This is a genomic window from Agaribacterium haliotis, assembly GCF_002312815.1.
Classification (GTDB): domain Bacteria; phylum Pseudomonadota; class Gammaproteobacteria; order Pseudomonadales; family Cellvibrionaceae; genus Agaribacterium; species Agaribacterium haliotis.
This window is the reverse complement of sequence record NZ_NKQJ01000006.1, coordinates 1-19,683: the sequence shown is the minus strand read 5'-3', so window position 1 is coordinate 19,683 and position 19,683 is coordinate 1. Positions and strand designations below refer to the sequence as shown.

The window sequence follows — 19,683 nt, the reverse complement described above, 5'->3', positions numbered from 1 at the left end:
AATGAAATATGCACTGTTAACAAGTTCGGTTTTTATTTGTGTGCTGTCTGCGTGTGGTGGCTCGTCAGGTTCACAAGATAGCGCTTCGGAAAGTCGCCAAATTGAGACGGCTGCAGCCTTGGCGAGTCCAAGCCCAAGCCCAGAGCCGAGTGATTCTGCTCAGCCGCTCGATGTGTCTGAAGCAAACGGCGCTAGCCGCGCTGAAAACGATGCGGCGCCCTTAACCCAAAGCTTAAAGGCAGATAAAGACTTTTTGTTTCAATCCAGCTCAGATTTGCATGTCCGCTTTGATTTGCATCGTTTAGGCCTTATCGATGAACACAGCACAGTATTTTTATCGATTTGTGTGGCCGGCGACGGCGCAGCTAGCTGCTTATTTCGAGGGCGCGTCACACCGCGAGATTTTAGTCGTCGATTTACCCTAATCAATAGTTATCAAGAATTAACGGCAACGGTCTTTTACGGGTCGGGCGCCATTCAACTGGCAACAACTTCATGGCAGCGCTCAATGGGCAGCGACTGGTCAATTGCATTATAGGTGGCAATATGAATATTTTAGTAACGGGTGGCGCAGGTTATATCGGCAGTCATACCCTGGTTGAACTTCTAAATGAAAATCACAATGTTGTTGTGGTCGATAACTTTAGTAATTCCAGCGAGGAGCCCTTGCGGCGAGTAGAGAAATTAACGGGCAAGTCTGTTCGTTATTACGCTTGTGATGTGCTTGATAAAGCTCAGATGAGCAAAGTTTTTATCCGCCACAAGTTTGATGCGGTGATTCACTTTGCCGGGCTAAAAGCAGTTGGAGAATCCTTTGAGCAGCCACTTAACTACTTCACGACAAATATCAGTGGCACACTTGTATTGTGTGAATTAATGGCAGAATTTGGTGTTAAAAATTTAGTTTTTAGTTCATCTGCAACGGTCTATGGTACGCCAAGGCAGCTGCCTATAGACGAGAGTTTCCCAACATCGGTGAATAACCCCTATGGCCAATCCAAACTCAGCGTTGAGTTTTTACTTAAAGATCTCGCCCGCTGCGATGAGGATTGGAATATCACGATTCTTAGATATTTTAACCCGGTCGGTGCTCACCCCAGCGGCGAAATTGGCGAGGACCCAAAAGGCGTACCGAGTAATATCCTTCCGTATATCGCGCAGGTTGCGATTGGTAAGTTTGATGAAGTTAAGGTATTTGGCGGCGATTACGATACTGAAGACGGCACGGGTGTGAGAGATTATATTCACGTTGTCGATCTTGCCAGGGGGCATGTAAAGGCGATTGAGCATATCAAACACAGCGGTTTAAAAACCTATAACTTAGGTACTGGCAAGGGCTATTCGGTGATGGAGTTAATAGCGACTTACGAAAAAGTCAGTCAGCGGGCAATTCCGTTTAGTATTTGTGCGCGGCGCGAGGGCGATGTTGCCGCCTGTTATTCGAGCCCGGATTACGCTGAAAAATCGCTGGCCTGGAAAGCCTGTTACGGCATTGAAGATATGCTTCGCCACAGCTGGCGCTGGCAGTCAAAAAATCCCGATGGTTACCGCTGTGCCTACGATAGCGGCATTGACAATAAGGTCAACAGCACTAACAGCGATATCAACAGCAATGACAAGATCTACGCCAGGGTAGTATAAACCAAAAATGCGAAAGTAAAGCGGGGCAGAGCCCTGCTTTACTTGGTGTTAGCTGGCCCTAATGTTATCTATTTAACAAATTCCAACGGGTAGATAACATCGTCTAAGGCCTGGCCTTCGCTGTTAATAAACGATGCGCGCAGTTGGTAGAAGTGGCCTTCAGGCAGCTCGGCTGTTGGTGTTAATTGCTCAAGTGGAATACGAATTTCGGCAACGCCGGATTCGTTGCCCAGAGCACTGGCATCCACCAGTACCACATCTTTAACCGGGAACCACTTTGAGCGGAAATGGCGCAGCCAAAAGCGAACGCCGCCTTCATCAGAGAAAATAACTTTGTTGCCGGAACCCGCGTGGTAGTCGACAACAACATGCAATTCACCGCTGTTTTTTAGCTTGTTATCTTCAAAGCTCGAACGCTGGCGGATTTTAATATAAGGCTCTTGGTAGTTTTCAACCGTCAACTCTAGCTGTGCCTTTAGCTGCGGGTACTCGGGGCTGAAAACCGCGATCGAAGTTTGGCCCGGGCTCAGTGCGCTAATTGTTCCTGTACTGTTTACGCTGGCGACCTGTTCATTGCTGCTTGTCCACTGCAGTTCGTTTACATCTGCATTGGTAGGTGCCAGCAGCGCATTTAACTGCATGCTTTCACCGCTGTAGAGCTTGATTTTTTTACTGTCGAAATAAATATCTTGCAGTTCGATTTTTGTCCACGGCTCGATAAGCACGTCTATTTTTTGTTGCAAGCCGTTGGCTGAACTCTGCGCGCTAATTTGTGCCGACTGCCCGGCTTTACCAAGTGCGCGCAGCTCACCGTTTTGATCAACGTGAATAATATTTGGCTGGCTCGAATGCCAGTGCAAATCGCTATTAGCCGCAGCGGGCTCAAAACTAGCTGTGACCTTGGCTGTTGCGCCTTCGCGCAGACGGCTTGCGTTTAATTGCAGCTTTTGTGGGTCGAGTTTGTTGCTGTCAAACAGCTGGTTGGCCTGTTTGTTATTAAATTCAACTTCTTCACCGTTGCGCCAGCGTATCTTGATCTGTTCAATCTTCGTTTCATTGCCAAGGCCAAAGTGCACAGTGTTCAGCAGGCTCTGGGAGAAGACTTCACCGGCCGAACCGACACGTTTTGTGTAGCTGTTATTGGCTGTCTTAAGGCTAACTTGCGCAGATAACGCATCAATACCCGATTTAGGCGCATAAGCAACACGCACAAGGGCGTAGTTGCCGCTGCCCGGCTGGCTATTTTCATACAGATACCACTGGCCGTTTTCGCTGCCGTTTAACAAATCCAGGTCGCCGTCTAGATCAAAGTCAAAGGCCTGGCCCATATCGCCGTTGCCGGGGCCGCCGATATCATTGGCACCGTGCATGGTAACGGTTTCAAATTGCCTGGCGTCGCGATTTAGCAATAAATAGTCTGAGCTCTTTGCGCCAACCTTGCCCCAGCGGTAGACAAATAAATCCTGCAAACCGTCGTTGTTAAAGTCACCGTTGGTTACGCCCAGGGCGTTGGTGCCCGCCGGGATATTCCAGGCGCGGCTGACGTCGACAAAGGTGTCGCCATCATTTCGCAGCAGGTAGTCCGCCTCGTTGCGATTTTGCGGCACAAAATCAGGTGTGACACTGCTGACGCCGCTTAAGCTAAATTGAAAACCCCAGAAGATATTGCCGTTGCGAACCAGTGCAGCCTGCCACTGTTTATCGCCGAGATAACCAAAATACATGCCGTTTTCGCTGTGCTCTTCGGGCCAGCCCTGGGCTTGATCGGCGCTTAAAGTAAATTGCTCGCCGTTGGCTATTTTAAGTTTGTTTTTGTCGGCACCGAGAAATACCGGGTAGTCTTTGCCGATTAGTCCGCCCTGGGCGAGGTAGTAGTAGTTGTGAAATAACACATCGCCGTCGGCGCTAAAACGAAAACGATCAACACCTTTAAAACCGCGAGGTTTGATAGAAAACAGCTTTGTTTGCGGGTCAAAGTCCATCGACGGCGTTTCACCCTGGCCGCCTTCAAATAATTTACCGCGCGCAAGAAAAAGGTCTAGATCACCGTCGTTGTCGATATCAATATCGCTCATCGCCATGACCTGGGGCAGTTTTTTAATGGCCTCGGGCAGTTTGTGGCTGACATCGCTAAAACTGAAGTCACCGTTGCTCTGCCACAGTGAAACCGGCCCGTAAAAAATAAGGTCGTCGATACCATCGCTGTTGAAGTCGGTCAGCAATACGCGGCTCTGGTGCAAATCTTCAAGGCCTGGCACGTGTTTAAATGCCAACTTGCCATTGCCCAAATTTTCGTAAAAAAAGTGCTGTGGTTTGTAACCGTAGAGGCTGGCTTCATTAAACAGTAAAAGATCCAGGTCGCCGTCGAGATCCATATCTGACCAGCGCGCGCCGCGGCCGCGACCGCCCCGATCGATGCCAACATCCCCGGTGTACAGCACAAAGTTATTGTTCTGGTTTAGGTAAAAATTATTTTCTGATGGGTTCATGCCGTTGCCACCGCCCTGGGTGACAACCAGGTCGAGGTCGCCGTCGTTATCGTAGTCGCCAGCTGCGGTGCCGTGCAGGTCGTGCATGTACCAGCGCGCCAGATCGACACTGTGTTTGCTAACCGTGCCGTCGCCGTTGTTCCAGTAAAGCTTGCTGCTGACGTCGTTGTGGTTGTTGACGATAAAATCGTAGTCGCCGTCCATATCGATATCGGCGATGGTTGGGCCGGCATATTTTAAGGAATTGGCCTTGTCGATGCCGGCCCGCTCACTGATATCTTTAAACTGTGGTTGCTCAAGGCCTGCGACGGGCTCGAGTTCGTAACTGTAAATCGTCAGCTTGGCGTTGTTACTGACAAAGCGCAGTTGTTTTTCCCCAAGGCTGTTAAATTGCAACAAGGTGTTAAGTTGTTGGCGCCCGTGCACGGCGATATCCAGGCTTTCGGCAAGCAGGCGATCGCCTGCATAAACGCTGAGGCTGGCATAGCTCTGGGGGTTATCTAAGTCTACATTCAGGCGCTGTAAGGTCGAAGTTTGAACTTGGGTGTTAATCGTTACCGGGTCGGCGGGGGCAAGAATAAAACTTTGCTTGCTGCTTTTATCTTCGCTGCAGGCGCCAAGCAGGCTTGCACTGATAAATAAAGCCGAGAGGGCGAGCACGGAAGGCTTTGGGGAAGTCATGTCTGGGGCCTTGTTTGTTGCTTAATACTTATTGCTATTGCTATTGCTATTGCTATTGCTTGCTAGCGGGTGTTTTTGCCGCTTAATTGTTTTTGAGCTGCGCGGATATAAGCGCGATTGTTAGATTGGCGGTTTCTCTGCCATCAAAAATATGCCACCAAAAATACGCCACAAAAAGCACCGTTCACCTAAAAGGCTGTTAATAAAAAGTGCCCCGGTACATTGCCGGCCTTTGCTGCGCCGCGCGAGACTACCACAGTGCAGCGTGACTTAGGGGGCCAAGGCAGTGAAATTTACGCGCTTGCTCTGGGCTGCTTGCGTGTGGCTTGAGCGCTAAGGCCTGCCAGCCCTCGGCAAATTGTAGCGGGTAGGGCGGGATAAAACTTTGGCCTAGCTCAGTATTAAAACCGAAGCGGCCATAATAAGCCGGGTCGCCGTAGACCAAAATGTAGTCACAGTGTTGCTTTATTTGCACTAGAGCTTGCTTAACAAGTGCCGAGCCGAGCCCTTGTTTTTGCTCGCCCGGGGCGACGGCCAAAGGCGCGAGTATATAGGCCACAAGCTTGTTGCTGCCAGGCTCAAAGCACGGGCTGAGGCTGATATGGCCGACAATCGATGGGCCTCCGGGCTCGCCAGCTTCGCTGTTGTGGTTATTGTCGTTGTTATTGTCGTTAACAAGCGCGACCAAATTAAGGCAGGCCGGTTGGCTGTTTTCACCGAGAAACTCAAGCGCAAGCTCTGCCACCGCAGCGGCCTCGCTCTGGTCAAACGCGGCGAGGTACAGTTGTTCAATGGCGTCTTTGTCGCTGATTCTGGCTGGTCTAATGTGCATGGGCAGCGGGGTACTTGAGCATTAAAGCTCTATATTACCGTGTTGAGCCTGTTCGGCAATTGTGTACGGCAGGACTAGAGTGTCGCTAACTAAACACACGGCGCTGTCAATCAGATACAGAGGCAGCATCGGCGCAAAATAGGCACTTTTTTGGGGGTTGGCGTTGAGCTTGCAAAAGTTGTAAGACAGGCCTCCGTATACGCGAGAGGTACTGTTGCAGTAGGTACCGCTGCGGCTGAGCTTGCGCTCAATGCTGTTGTCACTATTCGATAGGCTGGTATAGGTTCCGCACGCGCTCAAACTAAAAAAAGCGCTGTAGATGAGTAGCACAAATAAGAGTCGCATATCTTCCTTGGGGGCTAAATTGGGCTGGGGCTGGTGAGCCTTGACCGGGTGCACTAACTTGTTTTGATGAGTTTAAATATTGTACGCCACGTATAACTGCTGTGTAAAAATTATATTTTTGTCGCCTTTTAGTCACTTACTTTTCATATGCCGGCTTTAAGCTTTCAAACTTATGTTTGATTTTTCTTGGAGTAAGCAGTGAGTAGTATTCAGCGTCGCGATTTAATTAAGTTTTCAGCCATGGGATTAGGCTCTGTAGTGGTATCCAGCGGTCTAGTTGCCTGTGGTGGCGACGATGATGGCGCTGGCCCAACAGAGCCCGGCGCAAGCATAGCGATGTCGTTTAGCCACGGTGTTGCCAGTGGTGACCCGCAGGCGGATAGGGTTATTTTATGGACAAGGGCGCTGCCAGAGGATGTCGACAGCCATTCAAGCCTTACGGTTGTTTACGAACTGGCCAGTGACCCGGACTTTAATAAGGTCTTGCGCCGCGGTGAAGCCGAAGCGCTGGCGGAAAATGACTACACCATAAAAGTTGATGCCATTGAGCTCAGCCCGGCCACGGAGTACTACTATCGCTTCCTTTCAAACGGTAAAAAATCTGCGGTTGGCCGCACCAAAACCCTGCCGGCCGAGGGCGCCGATGTCAGCCAGGTAAAACTGGCGATGTTCTCGTGCTCTAATTATCCGCGCGGTTTTTTTAACGCCTATAGCGAGGCTGCAAAAATGACCGATCTCGATGCGGCGCTGCACCTTGGCGACTATATCTACGAGTACCGCATGGGTGAGTACGCCACCGAAAAAGCCGAGATGATCGGCCGCGAGCTGCCGGCGGACAACGACGTTGAATTGATAGAGCTCGACGACTACCGCAAGCGCTACGCGCTATATCGCAGTGACTTAGGCCTTGCCGCCTTGCATGCCGTGGTGCCGATGATTGTTGTACCCGACGATCACGAAGTCGCCAACGATGCCCATATTGGTGGCGCAGAAAATCACACTGAGGCCAGCGAAGGCGATTTTACTCGCCGCAAATACAATGCGCTTAAAGCGTATTTTGAGTGGCTGCCAATACGCCCGGCCAGCGAAGGTGACTTAGATACCTTGTACCGGCGCTTTCAGTGGGGCGAGCTGGTGAACCTGATGATGCTCGATACGCGTTTAATTGCACGAACGGAGGCTTTGAGCCTAAGTGATGCGCGTTTTTACAACAGCGATGGCAGCTTTAACGCCGCGGCTTTTGTTGCCGCCGTTAGCGACGAGCAGCGCGCGCTGTTGGGCAGCGGGCAACTGCAGTGGCTGCAGCAGCAACTGAGTGCTTCCAATGCAACTTGGCAGTTGCTTGGCCAGCAGGTGCTAATGGGCAAAATGAATATTCCGCTCGAGGTATTGGTTCAGCTTGGTGCGGCTGCAGACCCTGCGGCGAGCCTGGCTGAGCTGGCGCAGATTAAGCAGCGTCAGCTGCAGGGAGATACAAGCCTGAGCGAACAGGAGCTGGCGCGGGTGAACAGTGTTGCGCCTTATAACCTCGATGCCTGGGACGGCTATCAATACGAGCGCGAAGTGCTGTACGCAAGCGCCAAGCAACTCGGTAAAAACCTGGTTGTGCTGGCCGGCGATACCCACAATGCCTGGGCCAATAACTTAGTTGATCGACACGGCGATGCCGTCGGTGTTGAGTTTGCGGTTGCCGCCGTCAGCTCGCCCGGTATGGAGCAGTATTTGGATCTGGACGAGCCCGGTGCAGCCAGCCTTGCCCAGGGTTTGAGCTTATTAATTGACGATCTGCAGTGGGCCAATTTGCACGATCGCGGTTTGGCCGTGCTCAGCTTTAGCAAAGAGCAGGCTCAGTGTGAATGGTTGTTTGTCGACACCATTGAAGAGGCAAACTACCAGTTAAAAGAGGCAAGTACCAAGCGGCTGAGCGTCAAGCTTGGTGAAAACAAGCTGAGCATGCACAGCTAGGGGCTCGTTTATCTGCATCGTTAAATCACAGTAAGCGCGCTGCAGGCCGGCTGAAAACGGTAGCCTGCAGCTTTTTTCTGTTGCCGCTGATGGCGCCGGCTGGGTGCGGGTGCTAGGTGCTGAGTTTAGCAAAATAGCTTTTCACTGCTTGCCAGTTCTGCACTCGTTGATAATTTGAATATTGGCTGTTGTGCGGGGCAGAAAACAATAAGCCTGTTTGCTTAAAATTGTCTAAATGTCGCGGGCTATCGTCAATCAGGTAGTCACAGTTAAGCATGCCTTTATACCCACAGAAGATATAGTTCATTGGGCTGATAAAAGGAAAATGCTGGCGCAACCAGCGGTACTTAGCTGGAAATGAACTTGGGTATTCCATCGCCGCGCTGGCGAAAAAAATATCGTAGCTTTGGCTTAAGTGCTGTATCACTTCAACAGCGTTGTCGATCACGTCAAGCTGATCAAAAAAATCCGCTTCATGGGGGTGCTGTTGAACGGCGCTGCGATGTTCTTTTTGTACTGCGTCGTAAAAACTTTTACCGGCGAGTTGTTCTTTAGCTAGCACTATGCCAAAGCGCTGTTTATACCAGCTTATATGGCGGCTTAGTGTATCGGCGACCGTATCGTCCATATCGATCGCAATGCTGGCTCTCATAATGGCTTCCTTTCTCTAGAGTGTGCTTAGTTTTTATTTGTTGTTGCTGTTTTAAACGGCGCCGCCTTTAACTGTTGCGGGCTTGGCTTGGCTTGTCATGGATTAGTTTGCTTTAGTTGATTTGGCCAAGGTTTAGATAAATGGTGTTTGTGCTTGCCGGTAAGTGCGCTTGAGCTTTGGCTCTAAGACGATGGCGCGGCAAGGTAAAAACAGAGCTTATTGCCATCAAGATCGCGCACATAGGCGCCGTAGAATCCGTGCCCGCCTCTTGGGCCCGGGCCGCCTTCGTCGCAAGCGCCAAGCAGCAGCGCCTTTTTGTGGGCGGCGTCGACGCGATTTTTGCTGTCCAGCTTGAGCGCAAACATTGTACCGTTGCCGGCGCTGGCCGGCTCTTTGTTCCAGGGTTTAACCACACAAAGTGCGGCCTGTTCACGCGATTGGCCCCAGGCCGTCATGGTCTCTGTGCTCCAGAGTTTACGGGCGCCCAGGGCCGGGGCCAACTGATCGTAAAACTCAAGCGCGCGATCGTAATCATTTGTACCTAAACATACATAGCCAATCATAGTTTGTGCTCTTAAAAAACTAAGCCCCTGTTATTGTGTGCCTGTTGTTGGTTCTGGTGTTGTGTGCTTGGTGCAGATGCTGGTTCTGGTGTTGTATAAAACTTGGGGCGCTTTATCGTTTATATGCGTCAGTGTTTTGCATAAGGCGAGGGCCGGGCCCTGTTGAAACCGGCCCCGTTTTTTAGCAGCTTGATAGATTGCCCACAGCGTAATCTGCAGGAATAACAAGCGCTTGTGTGCCAAAGCTCAGGGCGCTGCCACCGTGCTCAGAAGCAAAGGCTTGTGCTTCCGGTAGCGACGAAAACCAGTGGTTGGGGTAGCCTGCATTTAGCAAATAATGGCAGTAGTGCGTAAGCTCATGTGCCGGCAGCGCACTAAGAGCATATTTAAACTCCGCCCAATTTTTATAACCCGCTTCAAGTGCCAGCATCTGAAAGATATGCTTGCGCTGAACAATGGCCTGGCGCTGAAATAGTTGAACCAGTGATATTTCGCGAAACGTTTGGCTTTTAATTAAGCGGCGCAAAACCGGTAGCGCTTTTGATGAAAGCTTTGACTGGCTGGCCTTGTGAAGTTTTTTAGCTTCGCGAGAGAATAAATCAAGCGCAGCCTCTTGTGTGCAAACAGGGTTGTCAGTATTACTGCTGTGCATATCGCCTCCTGGGGTTGGGACGCCTCGCTGCGAACCAGAGATGATATACAAGTAAAGACTTGCGAAGAGTATTGAGAAAACATGGTGCCAACGCTTTTGCGAGAGGGGCGCCCAATCAAGCCCAGGCGAATTATTTCGTGGCGAGGCTTTAGCTGTCAAGTATTTGTCGTGTTTAATAAGCAGGCAGATCAAGCTTTGGCTAAAATTGCTTCTTTTATTTGTTCAGCGCTTTAGCTCGGCGATCGTTGGCAAGTTGCGCCAGTGATCTTGCCACGGCAAGCCATAGCCAACTAAGATCTCGTTGTTATCGATTTCATAGGCAAAATACTGCTTAAATGCGATAGCTTTGCGGCGTTGTTTAACAAATAAGGTTGCGATTGAAAGTGACGCGGGCTGAAATGTTTCACTTATATGACTGCAAAGGCGAGACATAGTGCCACCTGATTCAATGGCATCATCCAGCAGAATAACGTGGCGTTGTTTTATATTTATATTCTGCTGATAAACAATGGTGGACGTGTTGTTTTGGCTGCCAGGAACGTGGGGGCAAGAAATCGTATCCATGGCCAACGCAAAGTTTAGTTGGCGCAGCAAATCGGCGGTGAAAAAAATCCCCCCCGGTACCACGCTGATAAACACCGGCTGCAGGCCTGCAAAATCTTGCTCTAGTTCGCGCGCAACACTTTCAACTCCGCGACGAATTTGTTCCTGGCTGATGATCAGTTTGCCCAACTTATGCATGGCGGATCCGTTTGTGAACAAGCTTGTTGTTGACTAAAAGCGTTAGGCGCCAGAAGCGTCACTCGCCCATCATTTCTGCCGGCAGAATATCAAACTTGGGCACGCCGCTGGGGAAGTGTGCCCAGCGAGCCGCATTTTTAGTATAGATAAGCATATTCGGTGCCGGCACCTCGCCTTTGGTAACGGTATTGGCTGCGACACTGAAAAAACCACCGATCTCAACCTTCACTGCTAAATTGACACCGCAGTTGTCACAAAAATGGTGGCACATATCCATGCCCGAATCACCTTTGCGTATAAAGGTTTTAGTTTGGCCTTTGGTAAAACTGAAATTTTCTTGGGGCACCCAAAGCCCATACCATTTATCAGAGTTTGTATAGAGCTGACACTGAGTACAATAACAATAGGCAGAATTAATAGGCGCGCCGGTAAAACAGTATTCGATATTTTTACATGCGCAGCTTCCGAATGTAGTGTTCATTTCTTTTCCTGCAATGCTGCTTAGCACTTTTATCTAAATGCGGCGCCGTGTTTTTCACGATGCGCAGACAATCAATCAAACGGGAGGCAACAGCTTATCTTAGATTTTTGTTTATTGTCCCGTTTATTTTACGATTTTATTGTTGTGGGCGTAACACTGCTGACAGAGATGAATTGAGTCTTTTAGTTGGCAAGGCCGACCTGTTGCTGCTAAATACTTATGACAAAAAGGAAGTAGGCCAAATATATAGGCGACCTACATAAGTTCTGCGCTTAAAGCTACTGACATATGTTTCTTGCAAAGAAGCTTAGTGCTCGGCCCAGACAGCCTGCTGGCAGCGCTGCTCGAGCAAATCAATAAAGACTTTGACTTTTGCCGCCAGGTTTTTTCGGTGGGGATACACCGCATAGATGCCGACAGGGTCGAGTTGCTAATCTTCGAGTATGGGCACTAGTTCGCGGCGCTGGAGTTGTTGGTAGATCTCGGTTTTACTGACGGGCCCAGTACGTTGGCGTCAACAATGGCTTCAACAACGGCTTCAACTTCACAGGTGGGATTTGCATCTTAAGGTAACAAGCGACAGCCTTTATTTACTGTTAACCTCTATGCAGTAAACTGAGTTTATTTTTATCTATAACACTCTAACTACCGAGCTACGACTATGAAAAAAATACTTGCACTTTTAGCTAGTAATAGCAGCACCTCTATTAATGGCATTCTGTTAAAGCACGCCTGTGAAAATATTGGCGAGCAGCAGCTGACGGAGCTTGGCGTTGGCGATTACGCGCTGCCTATTTTCAGTGAGGACATTGAGAAAAACTTAGGCCTGCCACATACGGTTGAGCAAATCGCCGCGATATTTGCCGAGCAAGACGCTTTTATTATCGCCTGCCCCGAGCACAATAGCTCTATGCCTGCAGTTTTTAAGAACTTTATAGACTGGCTTTCACGTGTGCCGAACGACAGCACCGTCTTTGCAAATAAAGCCGTGTTTTTGGTGTCTACCTCGCCGGGTAAGCGTGGAGGCTCTTCTAACCTCAAGCACCTGCTGGAAATTATGCCGTATTGGGGCGCGGATATTAAAGGCAGCTATAGCCTGGGAAGTTTTTACGAGCACTACAGCGACAACAATCTTGATGCCAAGGTGGTAGATGAGCTGCACAAGGCGATAAAACAGTTTGTTGAAGGCCTCTAACAGCTTTTTAGACTTAAGGTAAACAAGGGATTGTAGAAAGCAAAATCTGTAGAATGCAAGAGCTTACATAAAAAAGGATATGCGGCACACAAAAGTGCCGTTATCTTATTTGTTATAATCCTTGTTTTTCAACCTGAAAGCGCAACACCGTTTTGAGTTTGTCTGCACTTACTTTTCTTGCATCTGATAAATAAATTTCCCGGTGCCGCTTCGATAGGCGCCGCAGATTATGTTCTTGGCAGAACTGCTCCATCTTTTCAAAGCTGGCGGCTTCATTGTCGTAGGGGCCAATATGTAGCATTTGCACACATGGGCCTTCTCTAAGCTGATCAAAACGTATTTTCTCAAGTGCGGTGTTGTGTGTTTTATTCTGGGCTATTTCTACAAATTCATTGAAAAGCTCAGCGCTAACAAAATCTGGTTGGCGTATCATCAGAGTGTAAACAAAGTCGTTTTTGTTTACTGTGCCGTCAAAGTGTTTTTTGGCTTCATCGTTAATGTCCCACAGGCCCTCTAAAGGGTAGACGGTAAAGTCTGTATAGCCTGGCGGGCTGTCTTGGCGTTTTTTTAGGCCCATTTTTATGGTGTAAGCGAGTGAATAAAGTGCCTCGACACAAGCAACAAATTCGGCATTTTGAGGGTGGCCTTGCCCGTCGATACTGATGAAGTTAAAACTATCTATCTCTATTTGTTCTGCCTTGGTTTTTGGCAGGTAAAGGTGTTTTTCGTGCTTTCGCCATTCGTGTTTGCTTTGCAAGTGTTGGCCCTCAATAGTAAAACGGGGCCACAGTGGCCCCGTATATTGCTTCAATTTAACGTAAGCTTAAATTGATTTTCAATCGATTTTATATCGCTCCAGCCTTGTTGATGCTTTAGCTGGAAAAATACAGGTTAAGTGGCCGGGAATATTGCCACGGGCTGGTGTTACCACCGCTCTCTACCCGGAAGCGGTAAAACAAGTTGCCGCGCACGCGATCAGGTAGTGCTGCACATTCGCCCGACGACGAGCCTTCAAGACAAATACTTGTAGATAAAACGCCACTGGGCACAACTTTAAAGGCGCGCCAAGCCGACGATGTACCCGGGTGCTGGTATTCAATGCGAACTTGTACGTTTTGGGGTTCGCTCCAGCTTAAAGTGGCGCGGTGACCGTCGTCGAGGTTCATACGCAACTGGGCTTGACCAGCGTTTTGCGCCAGCGCCAGCAACATATCACCCTGGTGATCGCCGTCGTGGAAAATAGCCATTGAGCCAATTAACGGGCCCTGGGGCTCTGCGTTTTCGACACGTACGTTGTCGATTGCGATGTCACCCCGGTAACCACCAGCACCGCTTGCACGGAAGCGAATTTTTACATTGCCGGCGACATTAATTGGCACGGTTGCGCTAGACCAACTGCCAGAGCTGTGTTGCTGGCCTTCGCGCGACCAAAGCTCCTGCCACTGGCCTGCGGCGAGCACGTCTACGGCGAGTTTGCCTGTGTCAGAGCCGTACATACTGTAGGCAAAACTCACCGAGGCCGACGATGCATCAAATACCGGGCTTTCCAATAAAGCGGTGTCGCCGGCATCAAACGCACTGCCTGACGATGTTTCAAGAAACATGTAGTACGTGCCGTTTTGTGCAGTACTTGGGCCGGTATTTGACGATGGAGTTGAGCCGCTTCGGCGCAGCATGTTGTATTCACCGCTGTTGCGCCAGTTTGCCAGGCCACTTTCAAAACTTTGACTAAATGGCAGGGCCACAGGGTTGTTTAAATCAAAGGGCCGCTCGCGTATGAGAGCCAGGTCGCTGATAAACATGCCCCTGCGCGCCAGCGAGCTGGCGCTGTCGTTTTGTTTTAAAGTAACTTTTCGTATTTGCGTTAACTGCAGCTGGTTAAACTTGCTCAGTGGTACGCGGTAGTCCGAAAGCAGGGTCTTGAAGTTGCTGTCGTGAAAAATATCCAGGCCATCGCCAAACGGTGATAATTGCAGGCTTTGTTTTACGCCATTGGCATCTTCAAGTTCTATATACATACTTGGCGAGAATGTATCGGCGCTTTGATCAATGGCTGCACGCACACTCAGTGTGTCGTACTGACTGAAATCGTCGTATTGCGCTGGGATGTTATTTACCCAGCTGCCAACACCATTCCAGCGTATCTTTAATTGTGCAAGGCCCAGCTTAGTGTTTGCAAAAGCGCTGCGTACATTGTGCGGCTGGCGGTTTTGCGCGGTGCTTAAGCAGAAATGCTCACTTGAGTCATCGCCGCAGACATCGTAAATATTGGTATTGCTGCGCGATACCGAACCGCCGAGATCGTTTTGTGTCTCACTGCCTTCTTGCTCGGTACTGTTAATCGTCAGGCGGCGCTCAAGTGGAGCGTGATAGGCGTGACGTATACTGGCGCTGGTACCGGGGGCGGCAAACAGGTCGCCTTTTAAATAGGGGCGCAAACCGAGCTCTTCGTTTAAATAGCTGCGGAAAAACGTAGCGACCAGCGTCTTTGCTGCATCTTGCTGCTCGGAATACGGCATTCTGACCGAACGATTTAAACCACATTCAACGTCGTTGTTGCTCCAGAGCCGCGCCGCGTCATCGGAAGAAACCCACTCAAACTGGGCCGGTGTCCAATAGGTGTTAAAGAAGTTGTGGTTGGCACCCCTTAAGATGGTGTAGTAGTGATCCGGTGAGCTCGGTGCGAGTTCATAGCGGGCGTCGTCGTAATAGTGCACACCCTGCAGATCGGAAACATCGCCGTCACAATAGGGCAAGATGGTTTGTGCGTTAACATCGTCGACAAGGTTGCGTTTAAAGTTTGTTGGCGCCAGCATCAATACCGCTTTTACGTCGTAATTTGTGCTGTTGTCTTCGGCAAATAAAAAGTGCTCGGCAACACCTTCGCCGCCGCGGCTGTGACCCATGGTGCCAACGCGGTTCATATCAATAGCGCCGACAAACTTTGTTCCAAACTGCGCCGAGGAGCTCTTGCTGTAGTTTTGCCACAGCTCAAGGTGGTGATCAATTAATTCAGCGCGGGCCACCATGCCAAGATCATCACTTTCTCTGGCGCCTATCATGTTGACGCCGTTTGCGCCGATTGAAACAACAATAAAACCGTGGCTGGCGAGAAAGCGGCCCATATAAGCGTAACCGCGGTAGCTCTCTACGGTGTTGTAACCGCTGGGGCAGGGCCAGGTGCTCGCGGAACGATTCCTGGAATCGTAACAGGGGCTGTGATTGCCGTGCATAAATAAAACAAGCGGGTAGGGGCCATCGCTGAGATCTGTTGGGTGATAAACTTCGCCGACCACTTCAACACTGGAGTTAAATTGCGACGGCCGAAAAGCCTGATCGCCGAGGTTGTACTGTGTTGTGCTGACAGCGTAGGGGCCATCGAGGTGGGGCTGTGCTGAAACCGCTGAGTTGAATAAAAATATACTGACGGCAGCAAGCAACAAGTAGCTATTTTTTATGATGCTTTTCATTGATAACACTCCACTGTCCTTAATTAGTTCACATCTTGAATTCGTTTCATTGACCACTGGGTTTTCTGTTGAGAAAACTCGGCTTTGTTGTCATCGCTAAGCGTTTGCACCGAGCCTTGAGCTGTGGCTGTACTAACGGCTGCTCTTTTTGTTGCTGATATCTGTTTATTGCTTATTTCTTTTTTGGGCTTTCCGTAGCTCATCGTGGTAATGGCATTTTTATCGAGCTTGGCAAAGGCCTCTGGGCTAAGTGGAAAAATCAATACATTGGGGTCGCCAGATTCCGGTGGGTAACTTTTTGTCAGTACGGTGTCACCAATGCTTAATAAGTAGGGTTGCGCGCCAACATAAAAACCTTCGGGGTCTTCAACAATGATTTCAACCTGGTTGGCACTTTGATTAATGTTTTTAATAAAGGGCTCAGCCGCTGCGTGCTGAAATGCCAGCGAAGCCAGGGTGGCCGCAGTGGCGTAAAAGGCCTTATTTTTTCCTGGTTTTAGGTTTTTAAGGTTTGGGCTTAGCTTTAGCGGGCTGTGAAGGGCCAGTTTGCCAGCTTGTTTAAGAGCTGAACGACAAAACAAGTAAATCTGCATTCGATTCCATCCTTATAATTAACGTTGATAAACATGTTTGCAGGATTTACGACCATACGTCGGCAATATGAATAAACGATTGCACCGATTTTTATTCGTTTATTGCTGAATCATTTTTATAGTTATTTGTTCTGTTTATTCTTGTGTTAGTGCTATAAGCAGCTGCGGTTTACATAAGCCTGGCACCCTTAGCTTTATATTGTCGCCGCCTATCATCATGTGGCATGCTAGGCCTTGAACTGTAAAAACTCGCCTGTTGTAAAAGCCCGTAGCGCGTTTTTGCAAAGGTCTGTTGCAAAAATCTGTATTGCTTTTAAAGGCGTTTTGCGGCGCGGGCCAGTTTTTTGTCAGCCTGTGTCAGTAGGCTGCTTCAGACGCTTTTATAGCGTGTGAACAATACGCCTGTATGCCTAACTTGAGTGCCGAATCTGAGGGAAGAATGCACACATTATCTTATTTGTTGAATCTTATTTTTATCGTGCTTATTGCGCTTTACGCAGCAAATAAACATAGCGCCGACCTTCTTATCTTTGGGCCCGATGCAACGCTGCCGGACGGCTCTGTTTACAGCGGTGATATTGTCGATGCTAAGTTTCACGGCCAGGGTAAACTTGTCTATGCCTCGGGCGATACGCTAAGCGGTGAATTTGTTGATGGTTATGTGCACGGCCAGGCGCTGGCGACTTATATTAATGGGGATGTGCTCAAAGCCCGGTTTGAAAGGGGCTATGCCTCGGGGCCTGGCTTTTACACATTTGACGACGGCGCTGAATACAAAGGCGAATTTAAACACAACTATTTTCACGGCGAGGGTACGCTCAGTTATCCGGGCGGTGAACGATATAGCGGTCGTTTTGAAAAAGGCAACATTGTTTATGGTGAATACCAAGACGGTGAAAATAATCACTACCAAGGTGACTTTAAAGCCTTTGTTTACCACGGCCAGGGCAAGCTAAGTTATGAAAGCGGTGATATATACGAAGGCCAGTTTGTCGATGGTGTATTAAGCGGCCACGGCAAACTAAGTGGTGCAGACGGGCGCAGTTACGAAGGTGAATTTGAGCACAACGCATTTCATGGCCAGGGTAAGCTAAATTATGTTGATAACAGCTATTACGAGGGCGCCTTTGAGTACGGCATGATGCATGGCCAGGGCAAGCTGGTACAGATTAACAGCGACGGCGAAGAAGAAGTTCAAGAAGGCCTCTGGGAGTACGATTTTTTCACGGAATCTTCCGGTGAACAGCCGTATCAGCCGCACTACGCCGACGAACTGATTTATCAGCAGCGCGACTTGTTATCGAAATCAGAGCAGGCCTTGATTAACAACGACCCAGAAAAAATAGACTTCTACTTTCTTGGCCTGGCCGGCGATGGAAGCCAGAACGTATTTAAAAACGAGATTCTTAGCCTAAACAAGCAGTTTGCCGAACAATATCAAACCGAGGGTAAATCCGTTCTGCTGATCAACCATGTCGACACTGAGAATAACTACGCGCTCGCCACCAAAAAAAGCTTGGCAATGGCTTTAAATAGCATAAAACAAAAGATGGATGTCGAAAACGATGTGCTGATCTTGTATATGACCAGTCACGGCGGTGAAGATCACAGTTTTTATTTAAACGACGTGCGCGTAAATTTACAGAGCTTAACAGCAGATGAGTTAAAACAGGCCCTGGCTGAATCTGGTATTAAATGGAAAGCTGCACTGATATCCTCATGTTATTCGGGCGGCCATATAAAAAATCTACAAGATGAATACACCATGGTGCTTACTTCGGCAAGGCAAGATAAAGCTTCGTTTGGCTGTAGTTACAATGCAGATATGACCTACTTCGGCCGGACCCTCTCATCCGCAATGACACGAGGCGTTTTGTTTTTTGATGCGTTTGCAGAGATACAACAGGATGTTAAAAAAATGGAGCTCGACAACGATATCGACAACCATTCTTTGCCTCAGCAATTTATAGGCAAACAATTACAAGAACACCTTCATAGGTGGAGGATTCAACAGAGTGCGGCAATTGGTAAAGTTGGGGCCTGATTGCTTGGCGCCTCTGACTCAGAGTAGCTGTTTAAAGTTTGGAATCTGCTTCACTAGATTTTACTAAGAGTTAATTTCGCTTAACTTCAAATCAATGTCTCTATCTATTTGTTTTATATGGTTTTTTGTTTTGTTTGGTGGGGTAGGAGGAAAACGTAAAGTGTATATGCTGCGTATATAATAGATGCTGGGGCTAAGTGTTTGTTTTTATTGGAATAATCAAAACATTAGGGTAGAGTTGGTGGTGGGTAAAAGGAAAATTCCTATTAATAAACTGTTAGCACTCAATCGAGCATGGAGATAATAAGTTGAGAAAACCAAGATTGTTTATAGCTTCATCTGTTGAGAGCCTAGCTATTGCCGAAGCTGTGAATGTTAATTTGGACCATGAATTTGAAGTTACTCTTTGGAAAGATGGTACTTTCAAGCTTTCATCATCAGCAATTGATGATCTTGTAGAGAAATCATCCTTTGTAGATTTTGCGCTCTTTATTTTTGCTCCAGACGATATATCTACTATCCGAAGCAGAAGTGAGCATATAGTCAGAGATAACGTAATCTTTGAGATGGGGTTATTTGTCGGTGCAATTGGTAAATCTCGTTCATTCATATTGAAGCCCCGCGATGTAGAAATGCACCTTCCAACTGATTTGCTAGGCGTAACCCCTGCTGATTACGATCCAAATCGATCTGACGGAGATTTGGTGTCAGCGACTAATCGAGCATGTTCATTGATTAAATCAGAGGTTGAAAGGCTAGGCCTAATAAATCACGAAAGCCTCTCTGAATCTAAAAAGATTATCGCAAACCCAACGAGCTATGAACTCAAAGAACAAGACTACAAATTTTTAGCGGCTTGCCTACAAAGCCATACAGCAGACCCTGTGGGTTTACCGTTTCATAGAATTTCAAACAATTTCCGCGGCACGAATGAAGCAGCATTACAAATATCACTAATAAAACTAGAAAGAATGGGGTATTTGAGCAAAACCGTAGAAACCAACGAACATGATGGTTATGACTTTTACGCTTATTCAATTACTGAGATGGGAATAGATATTCTGTTGCAGAACGAGGATGCTCTCCAACCAAAACCTCCTGAACCTCCAAAAGGTCTTGATAGTGATGTGCCATTCTAGTGCTAACAAGCGCATGTTATCGGACTGGTTTTTCGCTGCGCTCCAAACCAGCCGCAAATGCGGGCGTTATGCAACACGGAAGAGCAATGAGAAAAGTTAGAACGATAAATCAAGATGACTATATGAATCGTACCGGTTTTGTCGGAGGCTAACTTTCTTGAGAGAATTAGCCTATGAACAAGAGACCCGGATATTCCCCC

Annotated in this window: 18 protein-coding genes; 7 read left to right on the top strand and 11 right to left on the bottom strand. The window is 48.5% G+C overall.

The window, feature by feature from the left end; genetic code table 11:
* The first annotated feature begins 1 nt into the window (after position 1).
* Positions 2–538 carry a hypothetical protein gene (locus tag CFK45_RS08310; protein ID WP_096085985.1) on the top strand — a complete coding sequence of 179 codons (537 nt, stop codon included), beginning with the start codon at positions 2–4 and terminating at the stop codon, positions 536–538.
* Positions 539–546: 8 nt separating this feature from the next.
* Positions 547–1,641 carry a UDP-glucose 4-epimerase GalE gene (gene galE, locus CFK45_RS08305; RefSeq protein WP_096085984.1) on the top strand — a complete coding sequence of 365 codons (1,095 nt, stop codon included), beginning with the start codon at positions 547–549 and terminating at the stop codon, positions 1,639–1,641.
* A gap of 68 nt (positions 1,642–1,709) precedes the next feature.
* Here galE and CFK45_RS08300 read toward each other — a convergent pair whose 3' ends face one another.
* From CFK45_RS08300 to CFK45_RS08290, 3 genes are all read right to left on the bottom strand, one after another.
* On the bottom strand, positions 1,710–4,811 hold the full coding sequence (locus CFK45_RS08300) for an FG-GAP-like repeat-containing protein (protein WP_096085983.1): 3,102 nt from the start codon (positions 4,809–4,811) through the stop codon (positions 1,710–1,712).
* Between the two features lie 250 nt (positions 4,812–5,061).
* Complete coding sequence (locus CFK45_RS08295; RefSeq protein ID WP_096085982.1) at positions 5,062–5,643, bottom strand: GNAT family N-acetyltransferase; 582 nt, start codon at positions 5,641–5,643, stop codon at positions 5,062–5,064.
* A 21-nt stretch (positions 5,644–5,664) separates the two neighbouring features.
* On the bottom strand, positions 5,665–5,988 hold the full coding sequence (locus CFK45_RS08290; RefSeq protein ID WP_143247523.1) for a YceK/YidQ family lipoprotein: 324 nt from the start codon (positions 5,986–5,988) through the stop codon (positions 5,665–5,667).
* Positions 5,989–6,186: 198 nt separating this feature from the next.
* Here CFK45_RS08290 and CFK45_RS08285 point away from each other — a divergent pair, with 198 nt between their 5' ends.
* A complete protein-coding gene (locus tag CFK45_RS08285; RefSeq protein WP_096085980.1) occupies positions 6,187–7,953 on the top strand; it encodes an alkaline phosphatase D family protein in 1,767 nt (588 codons plus the stop codon).
* 112 nt (positions 7,954–8,065) lie between these two features.
* On the opposite strand, the gene CFK45_RS08280 is transcribed toward CFK45_RS08285, so the two are convergent.
* From CFK45_RS08280 to CFK45_RS08260, 5 genes are all read right to left on the bottom strand, one after another.
* Complete coding sequence (locus CFK45_RS08280) at positions 8,066–8,605, bottom strand: 5' nucleotidase, NT5C type (protein WP_096085979.1); 540 nt, start codon at positions 8,603–8,605, stop codon at positions 8,066–8,068.
* A 182-nt stretch (positions 8,606–8,787) separates the two neighbouring features.
* Positions 8,788–9,168 (bottom strand): VOC family protein, encoded by a 381-nt coding sequence (locus CFK45_RS08275; protein ID WP_096085978.1) that lies wholly within the window; start codon positions 9,166–9,168, stop codon positions 8,788–8,790.
* 181 nt (positions 9,169–9,349) lie between these two features.
* Positions 9,350–9,820 carry a hypothetical protein gene (locus tag CFK45_RS08270; protein ID WP_096085977.1) on the bottom strand — a complete coding sequence of 157 codons (471 nt, stop codon included), beginning with the start codon at positions 9,818–9,820 and terminating at the stop codon, positions 9,350–9,352.
* 222 nt (positions 9,821–10,042) lie between these two features.
* Positions 10,043–10,561, bottom strand: a complete 519-nt coding sequence (locus CFK45_RS08265; RefSeq protein ID WP_096085976.1) for a phosphoribosyltransferase — start codon at positions 10,559–10,561, stop codon at positions 10,043–10,045.
* A gap of 58 nt (positions 10,562–10,619) precedes the next feature.
* Positions 10,620–11,042 (bottom strand): GFA family protein, encoded by a 423-nt coding sequence (locus CFK45_RS08260; protein WP_096086160.1) that lies wholly within the window; start codon positions 11,040–11,042, stop codon positions 10,620–10,622.
* A gap of 310 nt (positions 11,043–11,352) precedes the next feature.
* Here CFK45_RS08260 and CFK45_RS18455 point away from each other — a divergent pair, with 310 nt between their 5' ends.
* Positions 11,353–11,496 (top strand): hypothetical protein, encoded by a 144-nt coding sequence (locus CFK45_RS18455; RefSeq protein WP_158224642.1) that lies wholly within the window; start codon positions 11,353–11,355, stop codon positions 11,494–11,496.
* Positions 11,497–11,703: 207 nt separating this feature from the next.
* On the top strand, positions 11,704–12,237 hold the full coding sequence (locus tag CFK45_RS08255; protein ID WP_096085975.1) for an NADPH-dependent FMN reductase: 534 nt from the start codon (positions 11,704–11,706) through the stop codon (positions 12,235–12,237).
* Positions 12,238–12,349: 112 nt separating this feature from the next.
* Here CFK45_RS08255 and CFK45_RS08250 read toward each other — a convergent pair whose 3' ends face one another.
* The 3 genes from CFK45_RS08250 to CFK45_RS08240 form a co-directional block, all read right to left on the bottom strand.
* A complete protein-coding gene (locus CFK45_RS08250) occupies positions 12,350–12,994 on the bottom strand; it encodes a GyrI-like domain-containing protein (protein WP_096086159.1) in 645 nt (214 codons plus the stop codon).
* A 115-nt stretch (positions 12,995–13,109) separates the two neighbouring features.
* Positions 13,110–15,707, bottom strand: a complete 2,598-nt coding sequence (locus CFK45_RS08245) for a poly(ethylene terephthalate) hydrolase family protein (RefSeq protein ID WP_096085974.1) — start codon at positions 15,705–15,707, stop codon at positions 13,110–13,112.
* Between the two features lie 23 nt (positions 15,708–15,730).
* Complete coding sequence (locus tag CFK45_RS08240) at positions 15,731–16,300, bottom strand: hypothetical protein (protein ID WP_096085973.1); 570 nt, start codon at positions 16,298–16,300, stop codon at positions 15,731–15,733.
* A gap of 439 nt (positions 16,301–16,739) precedes the next feature.
* On the opposite strand from CFK45_RS08240, the gene CFK45_RS08235 reads away from it, so the two are divergent.
* Both CFK45_RS08235 and CFK45_RS08230 read left to right on the top strand, forming a co-directional pair.
* Positions 16,740–18,344, top strand: coding sequence for a C13 family peptidase (locus tag CFK45_RS08235; protein WP_158224641.1), 1,605 nt, complete (start codon positions 16,740–16,742; stop codon positions 18,342–18,344).
* Positions 18,345–18,652: 308 nt separating this feature from the next.
* A complete protein-coding gene (locus tag CFK45_RS08230; RefSeq protein WP_096085971.1) occupies positions 18,653–19,483 on the top strand; it encodes a TIR domain-containing protein in 831 nt (276 codons plus the stop codon).
* The last annotated feature ends 200 nt before the right edge of the window (positions 19,484–19,683 follow it).

Excerpts from the sequence above, each read along its gene's own strand:
- CFK45_RS08245 (WP_096085974.1), bottom strand. The coding sequence starts at position 15,707 with ATGAAAAGCATCATAAAAAATAGCTACTTGTTGCTTGCTGCCGTCAGT.
- CFK45_RS08240 (WP_096085973.1), bottom strand. The coding sequence starts at position 16,300 with ATGCAGATTTACTTGTTTTGTCGTTCAGCTCTTAAACAAGCTGGCAAA.
- CFK45_RS08270 (WP_096085977.1), bottom strand. The coding sequence starts at position 9,820 with ATGCACAGCAGTAATACTGACAACCCTGTTTGCACACAAGAGGCTGCG.
- galE (WP_096085984.1), top strand. The coding sequence starts at position 547 with ATGAATATTTTAGTAACGGGTGGCGCAGGTTATATCGGCAGTCATACC.
- CFK45_RS08265 (WP_096085976.1), bottom strand. The coding sequence starts at position 10,561 with ATGCATAAGTTGGGCAAACTGATCATCAGCCAGGAACAAATTCGTCGC.
- CFK45_RS08290 (WP_143247523.1), bottom strand. The coding sequence starts at position 5,988 with ATGCGACTCTTATTTGTGCTACTCATCTACAGCGCTTTTTTTAGTTTG.
- CFK45_RS08310 (WP_096085985.1), top strand. The coding sequence starts at position 2 with ATGAAATATGCACTGTTAACAAGTTCGGTTTTTATTTGTGTGCTGTCT.
- CFK45_RS08255 (WP_096085975.1), top strand. The coding sequence starts at position 11,704 with ATGAAAAAAATACTTGCACTTTTAGCTAGTAATAGCAGCACCTCTATT.
- CFK45_RS08280 (WP_096085979.1), bottom strand. The coding sequence starts at position 8,605 with ATGAGAGCCAGCATTGCGATCGATATGGACGATACGGTCGCCGATACA.
- CFK45_RS08300 (WP_096085983.1), bottom strand. The coding sequence starts at position 4,811 with ATGACTTCCCCAAAGCCTTCCGTGCTCGCCCTCTCGGCTTTATTTATC.
- CFK45_RS08275 (WP_096085978.1), bottom strand. The coding sequence starts at position 9,168 with ATGATTGGCTATGTATGTTTAGGTACAAATGATTACGATCGCGCGCTT.
- CFK45_RS08235 (WP_158224641.1), top strand. The coding sequence starts at position 16,740 with ATGCACACATTATCTTATTTGTTGAATCTTATTTTTATCGTGCTTATT.
- CFK45_RS08260 (WP_096086160.1), bottom strand. The coding sequence starts at position 11,042 with ATGAACACTACATTCGGAAGCTGCGCATGTAAAAATATCGAATACTGT.
- CFK45_RS08295 (WP_096085982.1), bottom strand. The coding sequence starts at position 5,643 with ATGCACATTAGACCAGCCAGAATCAGCGACAAAGACGCCATTGAACAA.